We start from the raw sequence: 26117 nt of genomic DNA on the forward strand, positions 1-26117 counted from the left end.
GGTTTCCATGTATACTGGAATCAGTACAAATGAAAGAAAAGAGGTTGCAAGGAACATGGAAATCAATGAACAAAATTTTGGCGGAAACTATCACTTGATCACGATCACGAATCAAAATGGGACATCTTTGTCTGTCAGTGATCTAGGTGCACGAGTCGTCCATTTTCAAACAATGATCGATAATGAAAAACGAGAGTTGGTTCTAGGCTTTGATGAAGCAAAAGAATATCTGGAAAAAGACCCTTATATTGGAGCTTCAATCGGACGTATGGCTGGACGGATCACGGATGGCACATTCAAATTAGATGATGAAACATTCAAAGTAAAAACAGATCCAGATACTGGACATTGTTTACATGGCGGTGCACCTAGCTTTGAAGCCAAGCAGTGGCATTATACAGTTATTAATGGTGAAAACGAATCCTCGGTCATTTTCTATCAGACTAGTCCAGACATGGAAAATGGATTTCCTGGCACGTTAGACGTAGAAGTACGGTATACACTGACGAATGATGATACATGGCGAGTGACAGTCCAAGGGATCAGTGACCGGAAAACGGTATTCAATCCGACAAATCATGTTTATTTCAATTTAACTGGTGATCCAGCACAGCCAATCGACGAACATACGCTTTGGTTGAACAGCCGATTATTCGCTACGCTCAATAAAGATACGACGCCTACAGGAGAAGTGGTTTCAGTAAGCGGTACAGCATTTGACTTTCAACATCCTAAAAAATTAGGTGAGGTATTCGCCAGTGATTTTCGCCAATCAATGATGGTAGGCGGTATCGATCATCCATTTTTATTGAAAAAACAACCCGATCTGCTAAAGGCAGCGGAATTGACGAGCCCTGATGAAAAAGTATCAATCCAAGTAAAAACGGATGCTTCGGGAATCGTGATTTTTACCGCAAATTTTGGAGAAGATGGGCCAAAAATGCGTGGGAAGAAATTAGTAAATCATGGCGGTATCACATTTGAGACTCAAGAATTGCCAGGTGCGGAGCGGCTTGAAAGCTTTGGAGATGTCACTCTGGAACCTAACCAAGTACGCGAATTTGTAACGGAATACAAAATAAATAAATATAAAGAAATAGAGTAAATTAAAAAAGGGAATGTGACACTGTCACACGCCCTTTTTTATTTATTCTATTTCTTTAAAGGCAGATCAAGCCAGAATGATTTGTCTAAACTTAACAAAGTTAGTACCGGAACAGTTGCAGCTTTAACTGTACGAGTAGTTGTTTCTGGTATCTGTCTTGCCGTGAAAGTGTTCCACAAATCCCAGATTGAAGCGACACGGAAGATGGAAGCAGCATTGTTGACGCGTTTTATCGTTGAAAATTCTAATCCTGTGATTGGCACGCCATCTGTTGTCCATTTGATTGGCACATCGAATCGCTTAGACATATGGAGGATTTCAGTGCTTGCTTCTTCAGTTGTTGCTGCTTCTTTTTTCGGTTCGTCATATTTTGTCAGGTCGTACGCTTCGATGATCGCGTTCAATTTTTGTGAATATTGGCGATCTGTAGCATAACGTCCTTCCAAATATTTGGTTGCTTCTTTGTAGTCTTTTGTTTCCGACTTCCAAGTTGGTTTGTAGAAGTCAGGATTGCCAGTCAGTCCATTTTTGATCAAGTCGGCATAGTCTTCCAAACTTTCCTTGTAAGAAGGATACTTACGGAATTGGGCGCGGATTTGGTAGCTTTGTCCCGAACTATCTTGTTCAAGTGTATTGAAGGTCACGCTGCTTCCTTTATACGATCCTTTGATACCAAAAAGGTTATGATTTGGTTCGCTTGATAATAAGCTGTTTCCAGATCCACTTTCAAGGATAGCTTGAGCCATCATGACTGATGCGTAGATTCCTTCTTTTTGGCCGATTTCCTGTGCATCATCTGCAATCTTTTTCAGGAACTGATCAGTTGTTTGGTTTTGACTGAAATGGAACGAGCCATCTAATCCATCTAAAATAGATGAGCCGCCTGTCAGCGAACCTGAAGCAGCAGGTAAACCTGCTAAGTTTACTCGGACAGCAAAATCAGGCGTGAAATCTGAAATAGAAGTTACTCGAACTTTATCTCCTGGTTGGGGCGCATGGATAAATTGTCCGTTCCCAATATAGATACCTACATGGTGAGTAACACCGGAAGAAGGTCCCCAGAAGACGAGATCGCCAGGTTGGGCCTGACTTATTGGAATCTGCGTACCTGCATATTGCTGTTCGCCTGTCCAGCCACCGATATAATGACCGGTTGCTTTCATATATACGTAATAAGTCAAACCAGAACAGTCAAAAGTATTTGGACCTTTTGCTCCCCATACGTATGGTTTTCCAAGATGCTTGAATGCTTCTCGAACGATTGCTTGTTGGACATTCGTTGCATTTGTAGGCAATACAGCATCAATTGGTGATTTTACAACAAAATCAGAAGAAGCAGAAGATGGATTCTCTATACTGCTTTGATTTGCTGTATTTGGACGAGACGAAGCATTGTTTGTTCCGCCATTCGATGAACCATTGTTTGGATGGTTTGGTTCTCTCTGAGTATTTCCATTGTTATTCGATCCAGATGGGTTTGTTTGATTCGAAGAATTCCCGCTGTTCGAATTATTGTTATTATTGTTTGAATTATTTGAACCATTATTATTGTTGTTATTGTTGCTATTGTTGTTATTACCCTCATCTGGTTTATTTGGCGTTTCCGGATCTGGTGTACTAGGGACTTCTTCACTAGGATCAGTTGGTTCCTCTGTTGAAGTATCCGGTACAGGTTCAAATTCTGCAGTAATAGATAAATTGTTCGTACCTACTGTAAAAGTCTTTGCCTCATAGTTCACTTCTTTAGCACCATTCACAGCGACTGAAGCAATTTGTTCACCTTCAGCTGGCGTAATAGTGTAAGTCACCTTCATTCCTGCTGATAAACCTTCTACCGTTCCGCTTTCTGTGATATTCAAAGGTTGCTGTTCAGCGGTATCCTCTGACGAAGCAGTTAGTTGGATCTTCCCAATCAAAGAAGGAGCAATCGTAAGGGTATATGTCTCGGCTGGCTTTTCATTTTCTGATGGATCAGCCGGATCAGTTGGTTCGGTCGATTCTGTTGATGAGTCAGTTGTTCCGGTTGTGCCTTCTGCAGAAGAATCCGTTGTTTCGCTAGTAGCTGAGCTGGAAGTAGATGTACCTGTTGTGACTGTTTGATCGGTTGTTTGATTATCTACAGCAAATACGGCATTAGTCGACAAAACAGTAGGAGCAATCAGCCAAGTAGCAGCTAGCAAACGCATCGTTTTTTTGTTTTTCATAATAAACTAGTCCTTTTCCTTTCATTGATTTTCTGTTTTATTCAGCATTCATAAGTTATTCGTTTGAACAGATAATCGTGTCGAAAAGCTTTTTCATTCCATGAATCTGCTTGAGTATTCTAAATAAAACAAGTTGTAAAAAAGCAACGAGCAGTCATTCGTTGTGGTTTGATGTTCATTTTATTGCATAAACCATCTTTGTTTGGGGATAAACAAGTGGGGATAAAAATGGTCATGCATATGTAAATTATACCAAAGATTGGAGAGTATCACAAAAAATTTATAAAAATAACGATCCTAAAAAAGAAAAAAACTGAAATATGTGATAAGCATCTCATACTTCAGTCTTTTTTCGTTCATTATTCGTAAGACATCAGGTCTTCATCAAACCCGCTAACAAGGGTGGTGATCATTGCTACGACTAGACTAACAGCCAATCCTGCTAAGTACCAGAAAAAAGTACCGGAAATAAAGGCTGGCAATGTGGTCAGACTACCAAATACAAAAGCGATCGCTTTCACTTGAGCAAATCCCATGACAGCTCCACCAGCAGCTGCACCGATGCAAGCAGCAACAAATGGTTTTTTCAATGGAATCGCGATTCCGTAAACAGTAGGCTCGGTCACTCCCGCAAGTAAAATCGAAGCGAAAGCAGAACCGGAGATCGAACGTGTTTTTGAACGTTTACTTCGTAGGAATACCCCTAAAGCTGCACCAGCCATTCCAAAATTAGCTGCTCCTGTCAACGGAACGATACGGTCGAACCCATAAGCTGAGATATTGCTGATCATGACAGGATTTACAGCCCATTGGATACCAAATATCACCAAAATGTTCCAGCCTCCAGCGATGATTGCTCCACTGATTGGACCGTTAATATCCATCATCCAAGTAATTGCTGCAGCTAAGCCTTCACCAAGATAAACACCGGCAGGTCCGAAGACCATTAATGTCAAAGGAACCGTGATGACTAATGAAAGTAAAGGTACAAATACTAATTGCATGTTTTCGCGAATATATTTTTTAAGGAATCTTTCGACAAAAGAATAAAAGAAAATACCTAAAATCGCCGGCATGACAGTAGACGTGTACTGCATCAGTACTACAGGGATCCCCAGAAAATCAGTAGCTGCTTTTCCACTATCTGAAAGTAAAGAGGTCAAATTTGGCTCAATCAGCGCTGCAGCAATGACAGCCGCGATATATCCATTCACTTTAAACGTTTTGGCGGCAGAAAAAGCGAGAAAGATGGGCAGAAAATAAAAGACAGCATTCGACGCGGCAGACAAAATATGATAAGTCCCGCTCGTTTCACTAAGCCAGCCAATCGTAGTTGCTAAAACAACCAGACCTTTTAATATACCAGAACCGGCAAATAGGGGAATGATTGGCGTAAAGATTTCCGATATCAAACCAAATAGTTTTTCGATCGGATTTAACTTTTCTTTCGGAGCTGAATGATCGATTTGACGTGTCAATTCCTTATAAGCAGGGGCCAATCCCTGATCCATAATTACTTCTGCATATCTATCGAGTAAAATGAAATATTTGATAGAAGGGATTTGCTGCTTTAATTTTTCTACATTTGCTGCTGGCTGTTTTTGTAATTTGATACGAAGCCGAGTCGCACATGGGAGGACAGAATCAATATTGTCTTTTCCCCCTAACTGATCAATCAGCAGATGAATCTGTTCGGACAGTACCATCTGTTCAGGATTCATTGTCGTTTCCATTAGAAGACCACTCCACTCACTAACATAATATTGGCATAAGGTGTCATCTCGCCTGTACGAATAAATGCATGGCAGTTATTCAAGTCTTTTTTCATTTCTTCATGTGGGATAAAGCTAATCGGTGTATCTGGTAACAGTAATTTGATTTTTTCCAATATTTCCGGATTCATTGTCTTTATTTCTTCCGCCAATTCAATGGATTGTACTTCAAGTTCTTCTAAAACGTTTTCTAAAACAGATAAAAAACTTGGAAGTCCATTTGAAACAGCTAAATCTATTTTTTCAGTACCAAAGGGAACAGGCATGCCTGCGTCCCCGATACTTAATTTGTCAAAGTGTCCCATTTGCGCGATTACTCGTGAAATATCTGAATTGATTACTTTTCCTTTTTTCATGTTTGTTTCTTCCTCTCGTTGTTAATTTATGACTGCTGATTGTTCTAAAGCTTCACGGTAAGGGATAGAAGGTTGCGCACCATAAGACTGTACGGCAATAGAAGAGGCTAGATTTCCATAAAGGATCGCTTCTTTCAAATTACCAAGATCTGGCTGAAGTGTGCTACTCAATGCCCCAATAAATGTATCACCTGCGGCTGTCGTATCGATAGCATCTACTTTAAAAGCAGGGACGATACCTTGTTCTTTTTCTGTGTGGTAGAAAGCACCGGTACTACCCAATGTAATGATTACTGTTCCGATGCCTAATTCATGCATTTTTTCAGCTGCTGCGACCAAACTGTCATGGTCTGTAACTCTGATTCCTGTAATAATTTCTGTTTCTGTCTCATTTGGTATAATGATATCTGTCTTTTCGAGTAGTTCAGTAGGAATGGTTTCTCTAGCTGGTGCAGGATTCAGGATCGTTGTTTTTCCTGCGTCTTTTGCAATAGAAAAAGCTAGGATCGTCGCATCTAAACTACTTTCGAATTGAGCAATAATAAAGTCACTGTTTGTAATCAATTCTTTGTTCTTTCGAACTTCTTGTTCATGGAAAGCATTATTTGCGCCTGCATGAATCAAGATACTGTTTTCTCCTGCTGCGTCCACCATAATCATTGCTTGTCCGGTTGCGGCGCCCTCAATTTCAGCAATTCCAGATGTATCGATATTTTCTTTCGTCAGTAGATCCAACAATTGCTGTCCTTCACTGTCAGTTCCAACACCTCCAATAAAAGATGTTCGTGCGCCTGAACGTTTGGCTGCCACTGCTTGGTTGGCGCCTTTGCCTCCGCCAGCGTGAAAAATCTCATGTGCATGCATCGTTTCTCCTGGTTTTGGCATTTTGGTTAAACGAAGGGTAGTGTCCATATTAATACTTCCAATTACTGTAACCGTGTTCATTTCACAAACCTCCAACTATCTCATTCATTTTGATGGGAAGAATTATTTTTTAAAACGTTTTAGTAAAACGTTTTAATAGTTCGATAAAAATATAGCACACCTTGAAAGCTATTTCAAGGGTGCAGTCGAAAATCTTTTTTCTAGTCGTACAGGTAGCCGTTTTTCTTCCCACTCTTTTTCTGGGAATTGGATTCGATCTAACAATAATTGGGCAGATGTTTGCCCCAATTCGAAGATTGGTTGTGCGATCGTCGTCAGTTTTGGCTTGATATATTCGCACATGTCTATATTATCATAGCCAATAATGCTATAGTCTTCTGGGATGCTTTTTCCAGCTTCCTCTAATCCGCGATATAATCCAAAAGCTAATTCATCATTTAAAGCAAACACACCAGTTGCAGCAGAATCAAGAAGTTTGGCTGTGATTTGGTAGCCGCCTTGTTTTGAGAACTGTGTAGGCAAGAGGATCAGACGGTCGTGAGGGATTTGGTAAACATCAAGAGCAGATTTAAACCCATCAATTCGAGCGTGGACATTTTCTGGCAGATTTTCAGGATAGATAAGGGCGATCGTTTGATGTCCTAGACTAAGCAGGTGCATACCTGCCAGATAACCACCGCGAAAATCGTCTGTTCGTACGGCATCACTAAATCCTTCAGATTTTTTTTGATCCAAAACAATGAAGGGCCGGCCTTGTTTTTTCAAATTTTCGTTGATTGCATCTGTAGAGACAGCAGAAGTCGCGATAATGAATCCATCCACACCTCGACGTGTGAGTTCGGCTAGGTACTCGATTTCTTTTTGATGATCAGAATCAGCATTACATAATATCGTGACGAAGTTCTGATTGTACAAGATATCTTCAATTCCTCGCATCAATGTACTGAAGAATGGATTCGTGATATCAGGAACGAGTACGCCAATCGTTTTCGTTTCCTTGGTAATCATTTGTCTAGCAAAATAATCAGGTTGATAACCTAATTCTTCTTTAGCAGCTAAAACTTTCTGAACGGTTTTCGGACTGAATTTCTCCGTATTTCCATTTAATATCAAGGAGACAGTTGTGATTGAAACGCCGGAAAGTTTAGCGACTTCTTTGATTGTGATCTTTTTTTTCACCATGTTCATACTCCTATCTAAATCCTGTGGTTATTTTCCCATGAAATCAAAAAGAAGTAAATGAAAATCATATACGCTAGTACCCTATTTACTTTGTTGGATCGCTTCGATTATTTGTTTCGTTGAACGTACTCGTGCAGTTTTCGGAAATATCTTGTTTATGAACAATTGATGCGATTCTTTGTCGCGATCACTACAAGCATCTTCAGCAAGTACGACATGATACCCGTGTTGGAAGGCATCCAATGCAGTAGCGTATACACCGTTTGTTGTCGCTACACCGCTTAAAATGATGGTTTCAATTCCACGACGACGAAGTTGAAGATCAAGAGAAGTACCAAAAAAAGCACTTGGATTGTATTTTGTGATAGTCAACATATTGTCTGTATCTTTCAAAGAATCCTTCAAAAGTAAATCAGTGAATTCTGGAGGTACAGAAGCAGCAGTCATTCCACCCATATCAGTTTGTTGACTCAAATAAGGGAAAGTGGAGATGTCTACATTCACTAAAACTTTCAAGGCAACGGTATGTTTCAATGCTTTTGCTAACAAATCATTGTTTGTCAGAATAGATGCTGCAGTGTGTGGAGAGAGTGTACCGTTATTTACGATCCCTTTTTGCATGTCGATCGCGACAAAAGCAGTTTTTGATAAATCAAAAATCATATTTTCCTTTAAATCATTCATGATGTTCCTTCTTTCAAATAACAATGTTTTTTATGTAAGTAAATCATAAATCGTTTATTTGTCAACTAAATAAAGAATTCCTTTCTTTAGTCTAGAGAAATTCAATGGTAAAATAAGTGTGAGAAAACGTATTCGATGCATAGATAAAGCGAGAAATATCGTGAAAATGGAGGAATCAGCGTGAAGTATGTCGAAGTAAAAAATGAATACAAACGATACAAGATGGGAGAAACGACCATTACAGCAAATGACGATATTTCTTTTTCAATTGAAAAAGGCGAATTAGTGATTATACTTGGCCCAAGTGGAGCGGGAAAGTCAACGATTCTTAATATTTTAGGTGGGATGGACACACCTGATGAAGGACAGATCATTATTGATAACACAGATATTGCGCAATTTTCAGACAAGCAGCTTACTGCTTACCGACGAACAGATGTAGGGTTCGTCTTCCAATTCTACAATCTCGTTCCTAATCTAACAGCAAAAGAAAATGTGGAATTGGCAACGGAAGTTTCCCCTGATGCGCTTGATCCTGTAGAAGTATTGACGCAAGTGGGCCTAGCTCATCGATTGAATAACTTTCCGTCCCAATTATCAGGAGGCGAACAGCAGAGGGTTTCCATTGCTCGAGCATTAGCCAAAAACCCTAAACTGCTTTTATGTGATGAGCCGACAGGTGCACTGGATTTTGAAACAGGAAAGCAAGTATTGAAATTATTGCAAAATGCTAGCAGACAACATGGCAATACTGTTTTGATCATTACACATAATTCTGCTTTAGCGCCCATCGCTGATAGAGTCATCCACATCAATGATGCAAAAGTAAGGTCAGTGGAATTGAATGAGCATCCTTCATCCATTGATGAGATTGTATGGTAGGAGGATTTTATGAAAACAAAAACATATCTTAAAGCAGGTTTTCGCGAAATCCGGCAATCTAAAGGGCGGTTCATTGCAATCATCCTTATTGTCATGCTAGGAACACTTTTATTTGTAGGTGTCAAAACTGCTGGACCTGTCATGCAAAAAACGATGGACCACTATGTTGGTACAGCAGGACTTTCTGATTTGCAAATCGTTTCTACTGGTGGTTTGACACAAAAAGATATCGCTCAAGCAGAAAAGATCCCAGATGCAAAAGTAGAAACAGGAAAACAGATCTATTATTCCAATACTGGAAAAAATGAAGTGATCCAAATCTTTTCTTATAACAAAAATAGCAGGCAGAACAAGCTACAATTAATTGATGGAAAACGCCCGGAAAAACCCAACCAACTTTTATTAGATGAAAAAGCGGAGAATGCAGGGTATAAAATCGGAGATGTCTATCAGATTGATTCAGATGAATTGAAAGAAAAAGAGTATACCATCACTGGCTTTGTCCGTTCTCCATTGTTCATCAACAATTTGGAGAGAGGATACGCGAATGTCGGAAATGGTAGCGTTGATTATTTTGTCTATTTGCCTGAATCCAATTTCAAGTCGGATATTTATTCTGTCTTATATCTTGATTTTACGAACGTAAAGAATTTGAATACGTACAGCAAAGCTTACAAAGATAAAATGGAGCAAAATCAAGAAAAGGCAGAAAAGTATTTACAAGATCGACCCGAAGAACGCTTAGAAGAGCTGAAAAAATCGGCAAACGAAGAATTAGAACCAGCACAGCAAAAAATAACAGAAGGCAAAGCACAAATAGCGCAGGGAAGAACACAGTTAGAAGATGCTAAAAAACAGGTAGCGCAGCAGTCAGCAGCTATCCAGCAGCTTCCTGAAGCGCAACGGACAATCGCTGTACAAACTTTGTCTCAACAAGAAGCTCAACTCGCTGATCAAGAAAGGCAGTTAGTTGAGAAAGAACGAGAACTAGCTTCTGCAGAGGAAGAATGGAACGAAAATGTAGAAAAAATTGAAAATTTAACTAAACCATCATACCTATACAATGAACGTTCAGAAAATGTCGGGTTTCAAGAATTTGGTGATCTGGCTGAACGTATCGCAGCAATCGCCAATGTTTTTCCTGTCTTCTTTTTCTTTATTGCCGCATTGATCACTTTTACGACAATGACGCGTATGGTAGAAGAAAACCGTAGGGAAATAGGAACATTGAAGGCGTTAGGTTATACGAAAGTTGAAATCGCAAAAAAATATGCAATCTATGCAAGTCTAGCTTCAGGAATAGGCATTGTTTTAGGAACGATATTAGGAACGAATCTTTTACCAAGGATCATTTTTGAACTATCTAACGAGCGATATGACATTGGGAGTGCCCTTGTTTTTTATGACTGGCCACCGATTTTACAAGCAGCTGCCGCATTCTTCATTGCCGCATTTGGCGCTGCAATGATTGTTTTGTTCAAAGATCTAAGAGAACGGCCTGCTGCACTGATTCAGCCGAAAGCACCGAAGCCAGGGAAACGTATTTTTCTTGAATACATCACTCCGCTGTGGTCACGCCTTAGCTTTAATCAAAAAATCAGTTATCGAAATCTCTTCCGATACAAGTCAAGAATGCTTATGGCGATTATCGGAATTGCTGGCTGTGCCGGTCTGATGGTTGCGGGCGTGGGATTGAAAGATTCTCTAAGTTCTGTCTCAGCCAAACAATTTGGACCGATCATTGACTATCAAGCAATCGTTACATTAGATTCATCCACGGAAGAGAGTCGTCAAAAAGCAGTGGATATGTTGCAGCAGCAAGAAAAAGTAAATGAGATCCTAGCTATTCATACTCAAACCGTAGAATTGAGAAAAAAAGGGCATGCTTCGCAAAGTCTGACAGTGATCGTACCGAGTAAAACAGCTGATTTTGATCGTTTTATCCATTTAACAAATCTTGAAGAGAACCCACGTTCCTTACCTAAAGCAGGAATCGCTATTACACAAAAAGCAGCAGAACTATTTGACTTATCTACAGGAGATCATATATCGCTTTATGATGAAAATCAAAAAGAATGGAAAGTCGAAGTAAAAGAAATCGTGAAAAACTATCTAGGCAGCTTTATTTATCTGTCCCCTGAATATTACGCTTCAGTGACTGATCAATCGATGACGGATAATGCATTTTTGGTGCGTACAGATAAGATGACAACGAAAGAAGAAGAAATGCTTTCCGAGAAACTGCTTGCTACAGACGCTGTGACAAATACGTCTTTCATGTCCAAACAAATCGAAACGCAAGAAGAATCAATGGCAAACTTAGACTCGGTTGTATTAATCTTTGTCGTATTGTCAGGATTGCTGGCTTTTATCGTCTTGTATAATCTAACTAATATCAATATTTCCGAACGTGTACGCGAATTATCTACGATAAAAGTCCTTGGATTTTTTGATAAAGAAGTCACGATGTATATTGTTCGAGAAAATATCATTTTTACTCTCTTAGGGATCATTGGAGGATTTGGTGTAGGATATGTATTGACTGACTTTATCTTACAACAAGCATCTATGGAAAATGTCATCTTTCCATTAGTGATTACATGGTGGGCTTATGTTTTATCAGCAGGATTAACCATCGTATTCACGGTTATTGTGATGATTGTTACCCATTTCAAATTAAAGCATATCGATATGATTGATGCGTTGAAATCGAATGAATAAAAATCGAGGTTGTGAAATCAGCGGTTTGACCTGAGTATTAGAGAAACAAACGGCAAAATAGTTCCTCATATTTTGCCGTTTGTTGAGCTAATACCGAAGGTCAGCTGATTGAACACCGTTTAAGAAAGAGGTTGTGACAGAAGTGGTCAGCTTCAAGAAATAAGAAGAAATTTAAGAAAACAGCTCCTCATATTTTTCATTTTAAAGGACTTATTGTCGTAGATGCAAGCTTTTGAACATCATTTATAGAAGAAACCAGAACATTTTGCTATTTTAGACAAGAGACTAGACAAATACATGTCTGATCTCTTGTTTTTTATTGGACAACACCCTCTTAGGAAGTATAAAGATAAATTTTACAAACGCTTTCGGTTCAGTTATAATAATAAATGATAACTTGTATATATAAGTTGTGATAGGTAAGAAATCAGTTGAATGGAGGCAAATATCCATGACATTTAAAGACAAAGTCATTTATCAAATCTATCCCAAATCTTACAAAGACAGTAATGGTGATGGAATTGGAGATTTAAAAGGAATCAAAGAAAAACTGCCATATTTGAATGATTTAGGGATCGATATGATCTGGCTAAATCCTATTTATCCAAGTCCTCAAAAAGACAACGGTTATGATATCTCTGATTACACAGCCATCGATCCTATCTTTGGTACGATGGAAGAATTCGAGCAACTAATAGCTAAAGCAAAAGAATACCAAATAGAAGTCATGCTCGATATGGTATTGAATCATGTTTCGACAGAACATGAATGGTTCAAAAAAGCACTAGCAGGGGATCAGTATTATCAGGACTTCTTCATTTTAAGAGAAGAACCAACGGACTGGGTATCAAAATTTGGTGGGAGTGCTTGGTCGCCCTTTGGAGATACAGGAAAATATTATCTGCACTTATATGATCAGACACAAGCTGATTTGAACTGGCGGAACCAAGCAGTAAGAGAGGAATTATTCAAAGTAGTTCGTTTTTGGATGGAAAAAGGGGTAAAAGGATTCCGTTTCGATGTTATCAATGTTATCGGTAAAGACGAGCAATTGAAAAACAATAAAGAAAATGATGGTAAACCTGAATATACGGATAAACCAATCACCCATACGTATCTAAAAGAATTGAACCAAGCAACGTTTGGGACGGATTCCACTATCATCACAGTCGGTGAAATGAGCTCTACGACGATCGAAAATTGTATCTTGTATACAGAACCTAGTAGAGAAGAATTATCAATGGTCTTTAATTTTCATCACTTGAAAGTCGACTATGAAAATGGCAATAAATGGTCAACTCCTCCATTTGATTTTTCAGAATTAAAGCGACTGTTCCATACTTGGGGAGAAAAGATGAGTGATGGTAATGGCTGGAATGCTTTATTTTTTAATAACCATGATCAGCCACGTGCGCTCAATCGGTTTGTAGCTATCGATCAGTATCGAAAACAAGGAGCAGAGATGCTAGCAACCATGATCCATTTAAATCGTGGAACACCATACATTTATATGGGAGAGGAAATCGGCATGGTCGATCCAGACTATTCCTCAATTTCCGACTATATTGACGTAGAAAGTTTGAATGCTTACAAGTTGCTCCTTGCACAAGGATTCACAGAAAAAGAGGCGTTCCGTCGAATCAAAGCAAAATCTCGTGATAACTCTCGAACACCCATGCAATGGTCCGATGCAGAACAAGCAGGCTTTACTACAGGAAAACCTTGGTTAAAAGTTGCAGGTAAGCTAGAAGAGATCAATGTAGAGAAAGAACGATCTTCTGAGGATTCTATTTTGTCCTATTATAAGAAATTGATTCGGTTGAGAAAAACATATCCAATCGTTGCACAAGGCGATTATCATGCTTATGGAGCAGATCATCCGCAAGTTTATGGCTATCTTCGCCAATTTGAAGGGCAGCAGCTGCTTGTATTAACAAATTTCTATGATAAAGATACAAGGATCACCATTCCAGAAGGATTCACAGAAGCCGATATTCTTATCGATAATTATTCCGATACTGTTCTTCATCAAAATCTGGAGCTAAAACCATATCAGGCAATTGCTTTACTAAAAAACTAAAACCAAAAAGTATAAAACGCCGATCCTACGAGTATTCTCGTGAGATCGACGTTTTTTATTTTATTTAAAATAATCTTCTTCAGAAAATGAAGAGTGTTCATATTCTCCTTTGTCGCCATAAAATTTATTGTAGCGTTGTTTGAATTTACGGAAAATAAAAGTAACGAGTAATTTGACTAACGTATAGATAGGAATACCGAAAATAACGCCCACAATTCCCATTAGATCACCCATGACAAGCAAAACGATTAAGATCGTAATCGGATGGATCTGCAACCGATCACCCATTACTCGAGGAATTACCAAGTCACCATGGAGAAGCTGTACGGCAAACCAGACAATGACAAATTTGACAGCCATAAAAGTAGAGTCTTGGAATGCAATGATCAAACCCGGGAAAAAAGCGATAAACGGTCCAATATATGGAATAATACATAATAACCCAGCAGAAATAGCTAAAACACTGGCAAATTCTAATCCGATCAGTAAGAAACAAACCCAGTAGACTGCTCCAAGGATAAATGAAGCAATGATCTGCCCCTTTAAAAATGAACCTAATTGTTGATTAGCAATCTTTGTCAAATTTTTAAAATCTGTACGAAAGGCTGGTGGGACAATCGCTAAAACTGACTGATAAAATTTTTGAGGATTTCTCAAAAGAAAAAAAGTGACAATGGGCCCAGTAAATAAAGTAATGAAAATAGCTGTAACAGTTGAAAAAATATTGCTGATCCGTTGTGCGCCACTTTCCCAATAATTTCCAATAAAGCCAGCTATATCAGACGTCACGTCATCAATAGAAGTAAAAAATTGATTAAATGAATCGGCAAAAGGTGTTTTCTCCAAAAATTGACGGAGACTCTCTTGGAAATCTTGAAATAAATCTGGCAAACTGCTAATCAATGTTTTTGTCTGTTCTTCAAGAAAAGGAACAAGCCATACGCTTCCAAGCCCCAATAAAAATAAAATAATCACATAAACAATAATGACTGACAGGTTCCTCGAAAGGTGCTTGCTTAAACGTTTGATGACTGGTTCCAAAAGATAATATAAGATCAGCGCAAACAATAATGGGGGCAAGATAGTAGCGATAATAATCCCAACAGGCTTGAATATAAATGAAATCTGATGGAAAAAATAAATGATCAGTGCCAGCAGGATCACCATACCTAAAACATAGTAAGAGGTTTTGCCTCCCAAAAAGCGGATCAAACGATTCGTTGTATCTGTTTCTTTTTTCACTCATTTTCCTCCTTTGTCTATAACTTTATTATAGACAAAAGAGGGGATAAAAGGAAAATGATAGAGTTGATTGAAAAAATATCGTGAATCATCCATACGAAAGTTCTCCTCAATTAAAATAAGAAAACGCTTGACAGCTCTTTTAGCCCTATGATAAATTAAATCCTGTTGCTAAAACGTAACTATTACGATTTGTTAGAGGCGAATCGGAACATTCAAATGAAAGAAGATGAGAAGGAGTGTTATAAATGAAACGACTGATAGGTATATTGGCTACACTGGTTTTAACAGGTATGTTAGCTGGTTGCGGGGCAAGTGGAGAAGCAGGGGACAGTAAGGAAAAATTGAGCGTGATGACGACCTTTTATCCTATGTATGATTTTACAAAAGCAATCGTCGGGGATGAAGGAGAAGTAGAATTATTGATTCCAGCAGGGACTGATTCCCACGATTATGAACCTTCTGCTAAAGACATGGCAAAGATCCAAGATACAGATATCTTTGTTTATAATGATGAAAATATGGAAACATGGGTCCCCACAATCCAAAAAACATTACAAGAAGGCAACGTCCATACGATAAAGGCGACAGAAGGTATGCTTTTACTTCCGGGAAGTGAAGAAGGACATGATCATGACCATGAACACGGGGAAGAAGGTCATACACATGAACATGAGCTAGACCCGCATGTATGGCTAGCACCAAGTTTAGCAATCAAGCAGGTAGCAAGCATACGTGATCAGTTGATTGAAGCTTACCCAGAAAAACAGGAAGTATGGACAAAAAATGCAGCAGCCTATACCGAGAAACTTCAAGCACTCCATCAGCTTTATCAAGAAACATTTAAGCAAGCAAAACAAAGATCTTTTGTCACGCAACATGCTGCATTCAACTATCTGGCATTAGAATATGGATTGAATCAAGTATCTATTGCTGGTCTTTCTTCTAGTGAAGAACCCTCTGCGGCGAGAATCGCTGAACTGAAACACTTTGTTAAAGAACACGGGATCAACTATATTTATTTTGAAGAAAACGCCAAAGATAGTATTGCCAGAACGTTAGCAAACGAAGCAGGTGTATCTTTAGAAGTGTTGAATCCTTTGGAGGGGCTGACGAATGAACAAATAGAAAATGGAGAAAACTATCTTTCTATCATGGAAGCCAACCTCGAAGCGTTGAAAAAAACGACAGAGACAGAAAACCTGTTAGAAGATACTTTGACTCCCAAAAAAGAAAAGAGCGTCTATAACGGTTATTTCGAAGACGAGGATGTACAAGATCGCTCTCTTTCAGATTGGGCAGGAACTTGGCAGTCAGTAGATACGTATGTAGAAGATGGGACATTCGATCCTGTTTTTGAATATAAAGAAAAATTGAATCAGGATAAGACAGCACAAGAATATAAAGAATACTATACGAAGGGCTATCAAACAGATATTGCTTCAATCAAGATTGGTGAGAAAGAGATGGCATTTACGTTTAAGGATGGAGCAACGAAACGTTCAAATTATCGTTATGTAGGGAAAGAAATCTTAACCTACGAGGCAGGAAACCGTGGTGTAAGGTATCTATTCGAAGCAGAAGATAAGGAAAGTGGCGCGTTTAGATATATTCAATTCAGTGATCACACGATTGCACCGGCTGACTCCGAACATTTTCATTTATATGCAGGAAATGAAAGTCAAGAGGCATTGCTAAAAGAAATGGAAAATTGGCCAACATTTTATCCAGACACAATGGATGGCCGTGAAATTGCACAGGCAATGCTTTTGCACTGAGAAGCAAAAAGAACCGAAGGGTTTGGATCGGCTGATTATTTAGTCGGTCCAAACTATTCGGTTCTTTTTATGAAATTAACTTTTTTAATCCACGGATAGAGACAGGGATAGTCTCACCGTTTGCCAACGTGACTTCTCTGGTTTTTTTATTAATCGACCGCACGTTTTGTGTATTGATAACATAAGATTTATGACAACGAATAAAATTCCGATGCATTTTCTCGATTTCTTTGATCTTCTCGTAGAATTGCAATTGAGCATGAGTCAAATGAACTTCCAATTTATGTGGTGCGCCTAACGAAGTAGAAAAATATTGGATTTCTTTGATCGGTAAAAATTTGATCTCATCATTGAACTCTATTTTGAAGATATCTTTTTGGATCTGGGACATTTGAAAATCTTCAAAAATTTTGCTCAGGATCTGCTCGACATTTTCTTTTAAATCATAAAGGTCTTCTTTCACAATATAGTCAGTCGGCTCAATGTTGCTTTTTAAGATTTTCATCGACATTTCCGTATGAGAAGTCACATAGATTATTTTTCCTAAAGGATCTAATTCACGGATCAATTTACCAATCGCTACGCCATCCATTTCACTGTCTTCTAATTCAATATCTAAAAAATAAATACCAAAAGAAGAAGTTCTGATCTTGGCCGCATTGAGAAGTTCTTCCGGATCAGAAGTAGAAATATGAACATAACTGTCTAAGTTTTCAATCATGATCCTGTTTTTGATCAACGTTGATAAAACTTCCAATTGTTTTGGATCGTCTTCGCAAATATAAATGGGAATCATATCATTACTCCTTTATTTTATTTGAATATAAATCGTTTGAGAAAAACGTTGGTTTTCAATTGATGTTTCAAGGAAAAGATAAGGGTTTGTCTTTGTCAATTCATCCAATATAAATAAGCCAAGTCCTTCGTTTTTTGGATTTGTTTTTGTTGAGAAACCTTTTTGTTTCAACTGGTTTAACGGTAATGTATTTGTTGTTGTATTGATTACACGAATCATCACGGAATGATTTTTCTTGATGATCGTCAATTCGATCTTTTTCTTCTTTGCAGCACTAGCTCCTTCAATCGCATTGTCCAAGATAATACCAAGCATACGTACAAGGTTTACCGTATGTTTCGTATCCAACTCGATTGGCTTAGGAAAATGAAGCTGGACGATCAATCCTTTTTCCTGTGCCATCATAAGTTTTAATGACAGCAAACTGCGTATTTCAGGAACTTTCATATTATCCAACATACTTAGATTGGCCGGGAAAAGGTTCATCATCTGGCGTGTAGGCAATATCGTTTGATCGTAGTACGACCGTAATCCTTCCAAGTCGCCTTCTGCAATATAGCTGTGAAGAGAAAAGAGCAGATTTTGGTAATCATGTTTGAATTCTCTCAAGTCTTGATAGTTTTTTTCCAGATCTTTGATATAATCCTGCTGCATCCTGACTTGTTGCTCTAACAACTGATCAGCTAATTTCTTATTAGAGATTTTCCAATAATAAAACAAGATGATCAAGCCGACACACAGATAGAGAATGAAAAAACTAGTATTCAAAGCTAAGACATCAGGTGTTTCACCAGAAAAACGGGTATAAAAAATAATGATATAGTATGTAAATAATATCAACGTCCCAATCGTACCGATCATACGGCGGTCCACTGTGTGAAACCAAGTCTCTAACGATTTTTTAAAACAAAAAGCTAATAAAGCAGATAAAAGAGCGGATAAGGCAATGTGAAAATACTGCAAGGAATCTCCTGGTTCAACAACCGCAGATTTCAAAACAAAAAAATCGCCGATGCTTGTTAAATGATCTCCTAAAAGCGACGTCAATAATCCACAAGGAAGCGCGTAAACTAATTGTTGACGCGAAGTCGAAAAGAAGAAAAAAGTAAGCATCAGCATTCCTATAGCAATTAGAGCAGTAAAAATCCCTAAAACTGAGTAGACCCATCCAATCAAAACGCAAGAAATCAGAGTGACTCCTACAAACAGATAGTTGTATCGGATATGATGGTCAATCAATAAGATACAAATTGTGTAAATCAAATATTGCAACGCTATGGACCATAAAAACATAAAGTACAGCTCCCATTGATTTTTACCAAATTATAGCACAATTAGCGTATTATTTTTTTAATTTTTCAGGGATTTTGAATTCAGAACTCATACCAAAGCAGCAGCCAGATACAAAAAAGTCAGATAAGTTAGTTAATTGTTTAATGATTGTTTTTTTCATGAAAGATTCCTCCAAAATTCATCAAGTATTTTGTAATAGGAAGCAACGTAGCTATTTCTAAAACAATCCCAAGTAGCAAATAGGTAGAAAAGTAAGAAGCTGAGAAAAATAAAGTGATGAGAGAAAAAATTAGAAACATGCTGATTGCCTTCTTTAATAATGGTGGACGTTTCTCGGGTTCAATGGGATTGATTGCTGTACCTCTTGATCCATAGCGAAGCAGTAACAAAAAGCAGCTGATTAACAAAAAGACCATCATTGGGAAGGAGATAGTCAATTGCAGATGTTTCATCACCAAGGGAACGCCCCATAAATAAAGCAGTGTCCACAGCAGACAAACGAATTCAGAGTCGGAATGCAATCCATAAGCATATCTGCGGATGCAGATATAGGAAAGAAAGGTGATTCCTGTTTCCGCCCATGAGCCCGTCACCAGAGAAAAGACTAGAACGACCGCTAGTTTTCCAAGGTTGTTCAATAAAACTTCTAAGGCAAATTTTACTTGGACATACACCATATCTTCTTCCGATTTATCTCCGCTGAATAAGGTTTCTAATAATTTGTTCACAACTTTATCTTTCATCTCATACGTACCTCCACCACAAATTCTATGCTAAAAAAAATAAAAAACGTGTTTTGTTTCATAAAAAGTGGTTTTGACATCAAAACCGTCATGATTTCCTTAAAAGAATCTTCATTTTTTAAATCCTTTCCAAAAAAGGTGACAGTTTTGATACGAAAAGTACTTTTTATGACAAGTTTGTGTTTTTTCGATTATTTTATGTTAAAAATTTACTGACCTTAGAAAAGGTGATGGAGGGATTCTTATGGAAAATGAACAATTGTTTGAAGTCGGCGAAACATATGCATTTAAATCTGATTTATTTGAATCACCAATAAAAGGAAAAATAGAAAAAATCTATGAAAATAGCGTGATGATACGTGTCATGAATTGCGCAGCAGAAGACAATGATACCGCTCATAATCTGCACTGGCAGTTAGTTGTACGCAAATCAAGTACAATAGAAGAATAAAAACAGATAAAATGTTGAGAGCATAAAAGAGTAGAAGTTCATCCATTCTACTCTTTTATTTTCATGAATAGGCGTGACTTCTAGCTACTATTGGCGAAGTAGCCTTTAAGGAGCAGATAAAGTCAAGGCTTTTATTTCTATAAATGAAGTAGTAAAATGAAGAACAGATTTTATTACAGGAAGGATGCCGATAATTGTGATTATTGTTGCAGGAACGATCGGTGCAGGGAAAAGCACACTGACTGAAATGCTTGCCCAAGATTTAGAAACAAAACCTTTTTATGAGAACGTGGAGGATAATGAAGTATTGCCACTGTTTTATTCTAATCCGGAAAAGTATACTTTTTTATTGCAGATATTTTTTCTGAACAAACGTTTTTTGGCGATTAAAGATGCTTTCAGCCATGATGATAATGTACTAGACCGCTCTATCTACGAAGATAGTATGTTGTTTCATCTGAATGCCGATTTAGGGCGTGTTTCTGAAGTAGAAGTAAAGCAGTATGAGGGTCTTTTAGAGACGATGCTGAAGGAATTAGAAGAAATTTCGCCACAAAAGAAACCGGATCTACTGGTTTATATTCGTGTATCTTTTGAAACTATGTTAGCAAGAATCAAAAAAAGAGGTCGGGAATATGAACAGCTAGAGCAAGATCCTGAACTCTATTCCTACTATAAAGAACTCAATCGACGTTATGAAGAATGGTATGAACAGTTTGATATATGTCCCAAAATAGTAATCGATGGGGACAAATACGATTTCGTAGCCGATCCAACATGTGGAGAACAAATCGTACAAGAAATCAAGATGCGGGCAAAGAAAATGACAGAAGAGGCAGGTGCCCAATCGATCCGCTACACTACAAATAACCCGAAAGCAAAGGGTATCTTTACAACTGAATAATAAAAAACTAAGCAAATTGCTCACTCACAAATATTTCTTTGTGAACAGCATCCTGCTTAGTTTTTTTGATTCAGGGGAATCAAAAGGTGAAACGGTTCGTATGATAAAACTGCCATAACTGAAATGTCTGAGTGAGGGCCATGATCAAGAATAAAATAGAAACAATCAAAATCGAATGGGCGCCAAACAAATGATGACAGAATACAAGGACAATAGCCCCTGCGATAAAGGCAAGAACGACAGTTAAATAGTGGAAAAATCGATCAAAATCTGCTTTTTCTTTAGAAATACAATAATCATATAAATTTGTTGCTACCCCTTTTAAATTTCCTGTTGTAAATAAATTGGTGTAGGCACGCCCGTTGATTTTATCAAAAGCCACCCACTGAATCGAGGCTGTAAAAGCAATTAAAATCGTTACTAATGCGGGATGTTCATGGACAGGTGTCAAACTAACAAAGAAAAAAATCACCGCTTCATAATATAGAACAAATAAACGCCAGAAATGTTTTTCTTTTTTTCTAAAATAATCAATCAAATACTTTGTTAGAAGAATCCCTAAGAAAAAGAAAAGGGTAGACAATACTTTTTTGCCAACGCTTAGCCACTCTCCGTCAAAAGCTTGGATGATCGATAGGATGATATTGCCAGTTTGGGCAGAGGCAAAAGCACCATACTGGATATAAGTATAACTGTCCATTGCTCCTCCGATAAATGTCAGCAAAAGACCAATTGTACGTCCCTCGTGAAAGGAAGTCTGCATTTTTTTCATCACCTTTTATGAATATAATTTTGTCTTCCTTATCTTAGCATAAACGATTGAAAAAAAGGAAAAATTTTCAGAAAACCAAAATCATCTCGCTCCCCATTTTCATTTTTAGAAAGGTCTGTTAGTATAAAGAAAAAAATAGACAACGAGATTTTAAATAATCAAATTGGAAGAAACAACTTCAAAGAAGAAAGATGGGAAGGAAATCAATCAGTTGGATGAAAAAGAAATTCTCCGATTACAAAAAGAACTGAATCGTTGGGAGAACAAATATAAAAAGCTTCAACAAGTCTTTCGGCTACAAGAAGAAATCATTGCTACCTATGAAGCGGCTTATGGAGAAGCCCCTGGACTTATTGAGGAAGAGATGCAGGAAAAAGAAAGCAAAGGAAACAACTCTTTCTTTAAAATGATGGAGAAACGTTCTTATAATCGCTTCAATCAAGAACAAAAAGCAGCTATCACATACGACATGGAGAAACATCTTCGAATCATAGCGGGAGCTGGGAGCGGCAAGACGCAAACAATCTGTGCAAAAGCGGTGTACCTGATGACACAAAAACAAGTAGACGAAGAACGCATACTGATGATCACTTTTACACGGAATGCTGCAAATGAACTAAAAAAACGAGTAGATAATTTCAGCCAAAGGAAAACTGCTGTCCATATCGGAACATTCCACAGTATCTTTTTTAGGATATACAATGAGATTTGTCGAAAATTCCCTGAAGTGGCAATGCAAGGGATACAAGGAGACTTTTCAAAAGATACTGCGCAAAAAGTAAATGCTGTTTTGCAACAGCTGATACGTAAATATAATCTTTATCTATTTGATCAATATGGAGAAAAAACGATTGCTTCTCGCTTAGACTATTGGCAGAATATGAACCTATCAATAGAAGAAATGATTCAGTTAGTTAAAGAAAAATATGATTCCATTGATAAGAATGCAAGACAACCGATATCAGAACGACTGTATGGATTGCTCACAGAACTCCAAGAACAAAAAAGAAGGCAGCAATTGTTAGAGTTCAATGACGTACTCCAAAATTTGAAAAGCGCTTTGGAGAATGAAGAGATTCAGCACTATATTGGACAGAAATATGATTATCTATTTATTGATGAATTTCAAGATACTAATCCACTTCAATGGGAAATCGTGAAGCGGATGACAAAGGAAAACGGGATCAAGTTAATCGTTGTTGGAGATGATGACCAAAGTATCTATGGATTCAGAGGATCGGAGCCAGCGTATATCAAGAACTTTGAAAAAGAATATCCTACTAAAACTCTTTTCTTATTAACTAATTACCGCTCTCGGGCAGCTATTGTCCAAGGAGCGAATAGATTGATCAGCTATAACAAAAATGATCGGATACCAAAGGCGATGATTCCAGCACAAAAAGAAGCGGGTGTTATGGAGGCTTATTTGTTCTCAGATACAAAAGCAGAAAGCCAGTGGCTGATAAGTCAAATTCAGTCATTTATTCAAAAAAATGGGAAATATAAGGAATCGATCATATTATACCGATCGGCTTCGCAAACACAGCAACTTGTCCAATCTCTGCTAAAAACGAATATTCCTTTTGTACTGGAAGCAGATAGTCCATATGAAGGTATCTTTGGTATCAAGTCTTTCCAACAGTTCTATCAAAAAATCGTTCATTGGCAAACAGCTCAGAATCCGCAAAAGAAAAATCAAACCTATCAGCAATTGCTGCGGCAGCTGATGGTAGACTGCTATCTGAAAAAAAGTGAATGCGATCAATACTTTTCTCCTAAATATCAAAATACAGCCATTACGGATTATATTTTGTCGGTAAGACCCAATTTAAAATCCAAATCTGCAGAAATCCGCCAGTTTGAGGAAGCGTTGCGTAAAACAGAACAGCATCAAGAAGTCTATTCGCTTGTACAAAGCTATCTTCATCTGCCACGTATAGCTAAGGAAATCGATCAGAGTGATCAAGAATGGATACGAGAAGAAGTAAAGCAACATGCTACTTTTAGAAGTATCCAAGCCTTATCGCAAGAAATCCAAGCAACAGCTAAAGAATTAAAAACCCGCTTGATTGCTTACAGACAAGGAAAACTTGATGCGCTATGTATCCAGAGCATTCATAAAAGTAAAGGTCTTAGTTACAGAAATGTCTTTTTAATTGGCTGTAACGAAGGAAGTTTGCCTTATAACGGAGCAACAGAAAAGAAAGTCATCGACTCTAATGAAATAAAAGCAGAACCAGTGACGACGATAGAAGAAGAACGAAGACTATTTTATGTTGCGATGACTAGAGCAAGAAATCGTCTGTATCTATGTGTACCTCAAATGAAAAATACAAGAAAATTGAAAGTATCGAGATTTGTCAAAGAAACCGGTAGTCGTATGAAAAAAGGAAAGTGATGGAAAAGAGGTTGTGACAGGAGTGGTCAGCTTCAAGAAATAAGAAGGAATTTACGGAAATTGCTTCTCAAATTTTTGTAAAATTTCGGCTTATTTTTGAAGAAGCTACTTCTGGAACACCGTTTATTCGGAAAAAGGAGGTGTGACAAGATTTTTGTCACACCTCCCTTATTTATTTTTGAAAAATGAGAATACTATTATTAAAATAGGAAGTACATAGAATAATTCTCATTATTTAAACGTAAATAATCGATTTTTTTCGACTTTTTTTATTTTTTATTAGCTAATAATTGGTATTTTAAAAGAAATTGCTGTAGAATTGGATTATAATTAAAAAGGAGTGAGAAAATGATAAAAGTATATACTTCGCCTAGCTGTACTTCCTGTAGAAAAGCAAGAGCATGGTTGCAAGCGAATCAACTTGAATTTGAAGAGAAAAATATTTTTGCCGAACCGTTAACAGAAAGTGAGATCAAAAAGATTTTAGCAGCGACTGAAGGAGGAGTTCAAGATATTATTTCCACTCGGTCGAAAATTTACGAGAAGTTGGGAATAGATTTTAACGAATTAACTTTAAAGCAAATGATCGTCCTATTCAAAGAATATCCTTCATTATTGAGACGACCTATTTTGATTGATGAAAAAAGAATACTAATCGGATTCAATGAAGATGAAATCCGTTCATTTGTCCCTCGTGAAATTCGGTGTGTTGCTAGAAACCTAATCTATTTACAAAACAATAACATCTTAAGTTCATAGGGAGGGAGTCTTCGTGGAAGTGAAAGTCTACGGATCGGCGCACTGTGTAACCAGTCTGAAGGCGAAACAATGGTTAGAATACCATCAATTGCCTTATCAATTTGTTGACTTAGAAGAACGCGATCTAAGTACAGAAGAAGCAGAAGAATTATGCAGTTTTGAAGAAGTGCAAGCAGAACAGCTATTTGCGACTTGGTCTGAGGCTTTCCATAACATTGCGATAGACCTTTCCTGTGTAGGTAAGAAACAACTGATTTCTTTATGTACACAACATACAAAACTCCTCAGACGTCCGTTGATCATTATCGATGAAGTTCTATTTATTGGATACAATGAGCAGTTGATGGAGCAACTTATCCTAAATAAATAGTCTTTACCTATTTTAATCAAATTTCTGAGCGCTTCCTACAGTTAGAGCAGTTGAACACTTAACATCAAGTGTGTTATGTGTTCTTTTTTTGTCTTTATTTTTCTACTATAAAAGATATAATCGATTTATGTGGTCAAAATTCAAATGTACGAGGGAAAATAGGCTGAGAAATATATTGACATGTGTAAATTTACATGATATATTCATTTTTGTTGTTTTAAGTAATATGCAAATAAAATAGCACTAAAAAAACTTGAAAAATAGTTATTGACATGTTGCTAATGACATGATAAGATAACTGAGTCGTTAAAAAAGAACAGCTTGCGAAGGTTGATTCTATTGAAAAAAACTTCAAAAAAGTTCTTGACAAATAACAAACGATAAGTTATGATAAATGAGTTGCTGAAAGATTTCAAAAAACGAAATCGAAAAAAACTTTTAAAAAAGAGTTGACAATCACTTGCCACTCTGATATGATATAAAAGTTGCTACGGCAGCCGAAACAAATCGGGAAAACATTTCCGATGAAGTAGACCTTTGAAAACTGAACAAAGTAAGACAAACCAAATGTGTAGGGCGTCTTGATTCAATTCAAGACAACAAACATTTTTAACAAGCAATATGCTAGCAAACAAATTGAGCTTAACAATCGTAAGATTGTTCGAACTTTTTATGAGAGTTTGATCCTGGCTCAGGACGAACGCTGGCGGCGTGCCTAATACATGCAAGTCGTACGCTTC

General features: G+C 37.6%; 21 protein-coding genes and 1 rRNA gene. 11 read left to right on the forward strand and 11 right to left on the reverse strand.

Annotated features, from left to right (window positions below; all coding sequences use genetic code 11):
* Nucleotides 1-55 precede the first annotated feature (55 nt).
* Entirely contained in the window at nucleotides 56-1105 is a 1050-nt protein-coding gene (locus OZZ83_RS07140) for an aldose epimerase family protein (protein ID WP_002314061.1), read from the forward strand.
* A gap of 47 nt (nucleotides 1106-1152) precedes the next feature.
* Here the strand turns inward: OZZ83_RS07140 and OZZ83_RS07145 are convergent, their stop codons facing one another.
* From OZZ83_RS07145 to OZZ83_RS07170, 6 genes are all read right to left on the reverse strand, one after another.
* A complete protein-coding gene (locus OZZ83_RS07145; RefSeq protein ID WP_278023841.1) occupies nucleotides 1153-3309 on the reverse strand; it encodes a glucosaminidase domain-containing protein in 2157 nt (718 codons plus the stop codon).
* 359 nt (nucleotides 3310-3668) lie between these two features.
* Nucleotides 3669-5042 (reverse strand): PTS transporter subunit EIIC, encoded by a 1374-nt coding sequence (locus tag OZZ83_RS07150; RefSeq protein ID WP_002316674.1) that lies wholly within the window; start codon nucleotides 5040-5042, stop codon nucleotides 3669-3671.
* The gene (gene rbsD / locus OZZ83_RS07155) at nucleotides 5042-5437 is read right to left on the reverse strand and encodes a D-ribose pyranase (RefSeq protein ID WP_278023843.1); all 396 of its coding nucleotides are present in this window, start codon (nucleotides 5435-5437) and stop codon (nucleotides 5042-5044) included. Before rbsD ends, OZZ83_RS07150 begins: the two co-directional genes overlap by 1 nt.
* A gap of 21 nt (nucleotides 5438-5458) precedes the next feature.
* Nucleotides 5459-6382, reverse strand: a complete 924-nt coding sequence (rbsK, locus tag OZZ83_RS07160) for a ribokinase (protein ID WP_002310777.1) — start codon at nucleotides 6380-6382, stop codon at nucleotides 5459-5461.
* A gap of 108 nt (nucleotides 6383-6490) precedes the next feature.
* The gene (gene rbsR / locus OZZ83_RS07165; protein ID WP_002310778.1) at nucleotides 6491-7504 is read right to left on the reverse strand and encodes a ribose utilization transcriptional repressor RbsR; all 1014 of its coding nucleotides are present in this window, start codon (nucleotides 7502-7504) and stop codon (nucleotides 6491-6493) included.
* Between the two features lie 81 nt (nucleotides 7505-7585).
* Nucleotides 7586-8188, reverse strand: a complete 603-nt coding sequence (locus tag OZZ83_RS07170; RefSeq protein WP_002320407.1) for an isochorismatase family protein — start codon at nucleotides 8186-8188, stop codon at nucleotides 7586-7588.
* Nucleotides 8189-8368: 180 nt separating this feature from the next.
* Between OZZ83_RS07170 and OZZ83_RS07175 the strand changes: the two genes are divergently transcribed.
* The 3 genes from OZZ83_RS07175 (at nucleotide 8369) to treC (ending at nucleotide 13871) form a co-directional block, all read left to right on the forward strand.
* Nucleotides 8369-9070, forward strand: a complete 702-nt coding sequence (locus OZZ83_RS07175) for an ABC transporter ATP-binding protein (RefSeq protein ID WP_002310780.1) — start codon at nucleotides 8369-8371, stop codon at nucleotides 9068-9070.
* 9 nt (nucleotides 9071-9079) lie between these two features.
* Nucleotides 9080-11791 (forward strand): FtsX-like permease family protein, encoded by a 2712-nt coding sequence (locus tag OZZ83_RS07180; RefSeq protein ID WP_104846860.1) that lies wholly within the window; start codon nucleotides 9080-9082, stop codon nucleotides 11789-11791.
* Nucleotides 11792-12242: 451 nt separating this feature from the next.
* Nucleotides 12243-13871 (forward strand): alpha,alpha-phosphotrehalase, encoded by a 1629-nt coding sequence (gene treC, locus OZZ83_RS07185; RefSeq protein WP_002314064.1) that lies wholly within the window; start codon nucleotides 12243-12245, stop codon nucleotides 13869-13871.
* A 60-nt stretch (nucleotides 13872-13931) separates the two neighbouring features.
* Here treC and OZZ83_RS07190 read toward each other — a convergent pair whose 3' ends face one another.
* Nucleotides 13932-15113, reverse strand: a complete 1182-nt coding sequence (locus OZZ83_RS07190; RefSeq protein WP_002293256.1) for an AI-2E family transporter — start codon at nucleotides 15111-15113, stop codon at nucleotides 13932-13934.
* Between the two features lie 248 nt (nucleotides 15114-15361).
* On the opposite strand from OZZ83_RS07190, the gene OZZ83_RS07195 reads away from it, so the two are divergent.
* Nucleotides 15362-16891, forward strand: coding sequence for a zinc ABC transporter substrate-binding protein AdcA (locus tag OZZ83_RS07195; RefSeq protein ID WP_002310785.1), 1530 nt, complete (start codon nucleotides 15362-15364; stop codon nucleotides 16889-16891).
* 67 nt (nucleotides 16892-16958) lie between these two features.
* On the opposite strand, the gene OZZ83_RS07200 is transcribed toward OZZ83_RS07195, so the two are convergent.
* The 3 genes from OZZ83_RS07200 to OZZ83_RS07210 form a co-directional block, all read right to left on the reverse strand.
* A complete protein-coding gene (locus tag OZZ83_RS07200) occupies nucleotides 16959-17687 on the reverse strand; it encodes a LytR/AlgR family response regulator transcription factor (protein WP_252706919.1) in 729 nt (242 codons plus the stop codon).
* Nucleotides 17688-17699: 12 nt separating this feature from the next.
* Nucleotides 17700-18980 (reverse strand): sensor histidine kinase, encoded by a 1281-nt coding sequence (locus OZZ83_RS07205; protein ID WP_252706920.1) that lies wholly within the window; start codon nucleotides 18978-18980, stop codon nucleotides 17700-17702.
* 140 nt (nucleotides 18981-19120) lie between these two features.
* Complete coding sequence (locus tag OZZ83_RS07210) at nucleotides 19121-19723, reverse strand: accessory gene regulator B family protein (protein WP_002310790.1); 603 nt, start codon at nucleotides 19721-19723, stop codon at nucleotides 19121-19123.
* A gap of 244 nt (nucleotides 19724-19967) precedes the next feature.
* On the opposite strand from OZZ83_RS07210, the gene OZZ83_RS07215 reads away from it, so the two are divergent.
* On the forward strand, nucleotides 19968-20174 hold the full coding sequence (locus OZZ83_RS07215) for a hypothetical protein (protein WP_002293266.1): 207 nt from the start codon (nucleotides 19968-19970) through the stop codon (nucleotides 20172-20174).
* A gap of 184 nt (nucleotides 20175-20358) precedes the next feature.
* A complete protein-coding gene (locus tag OZZ83_RS07220) occupies nucleotides 20359-21078 on the forward strand; it encodes a deoxynucleoside kinase (RefSeq protein ID WP_002348365.1) in 720 nt (239 codons plus the stop codon).
* A gap of 79 nt (nucleotides 21079-21157) precedes the next feature.
* Here OZZ83_RS07220 and OZZ83_RS07225 read toward each other — a convergent pair whose 3' ends face one another.
* Nucleotides 21158-21841 (reverse strand): YoaK family protein, encoded by a 684-nt coding sequence (locus tag OZZ83_RS07225; protein WP_002310796.1) that lies wholly within the window; start codon nucleotides 21839-21841, stop codon nucleotides 21158-21160.
* 220 nt (nucleotides 21842-22061) lie between these two features.
* Here OZZ83_RS07225 and OZZ83_RS07230 point away from each other — a divergent pair, with 220 nt between their 5' ends.
* The 4 genes from OZZ83_RS07230 to OZZ83_RS07245 all read left to right on the forward strand — a co-directional run.
* The gene (locus OZZ83_RS07230) at nucleotides 22062-24248 is read left to right on the forward strand and encodes an ATP-dependent helicase (protein ID WP_002344591.1); all 2187 of its coding nucleotides are present in this window, start codon (nucleotides 22062-22064) and stop codon (nucleotides 24246-24248) included.
* 348 nt (nucleotides 24249-24596) lie between these two features.
* Nucleotides 24597-25007 (forward strand): Spx/MgsR family RNA polymerase-binding regulatory protein, encoded by a 411-nt coding sequence (locus tag OZZ83_RS07235; RefSeq protein WP_086309962.1) that lies wholly within the window; start codon nucleotides 24597-24599, stop codon nucleotides 25005-25007.
* A gap of 13 nt (nucleotides 25008-25020) precedes the next feature.
* Nucleotides 25021-25377 (forward strand): Spx/MgsR family RNA polymerase-binding regulatory protein, encoded by a 357-nt coding sequence (locus OZZ83_RS07240; RefSeq protein ID WP_002310798.1) that lies wholly within the window; start codon nucleotides 25021-25023, stop codon nucleotides 25375-25377.
* 668 nt (nucleotides 25378-26045) lie between these two features.
* Nucleotides 26046-26117 (forward strand): 16S ribosomal RNA (locus tag OZZ83_RS07245); the annotation flags it as partial.

The organism is Enterococcus sp. E5-162, assembly GCF_035725965.1.
Lineage (GTDB): Bacteria > Bacillota > Bacilli > Lactobacillales > Enterococcaceae > Enterococcus_B > Enterococcus_B lactis.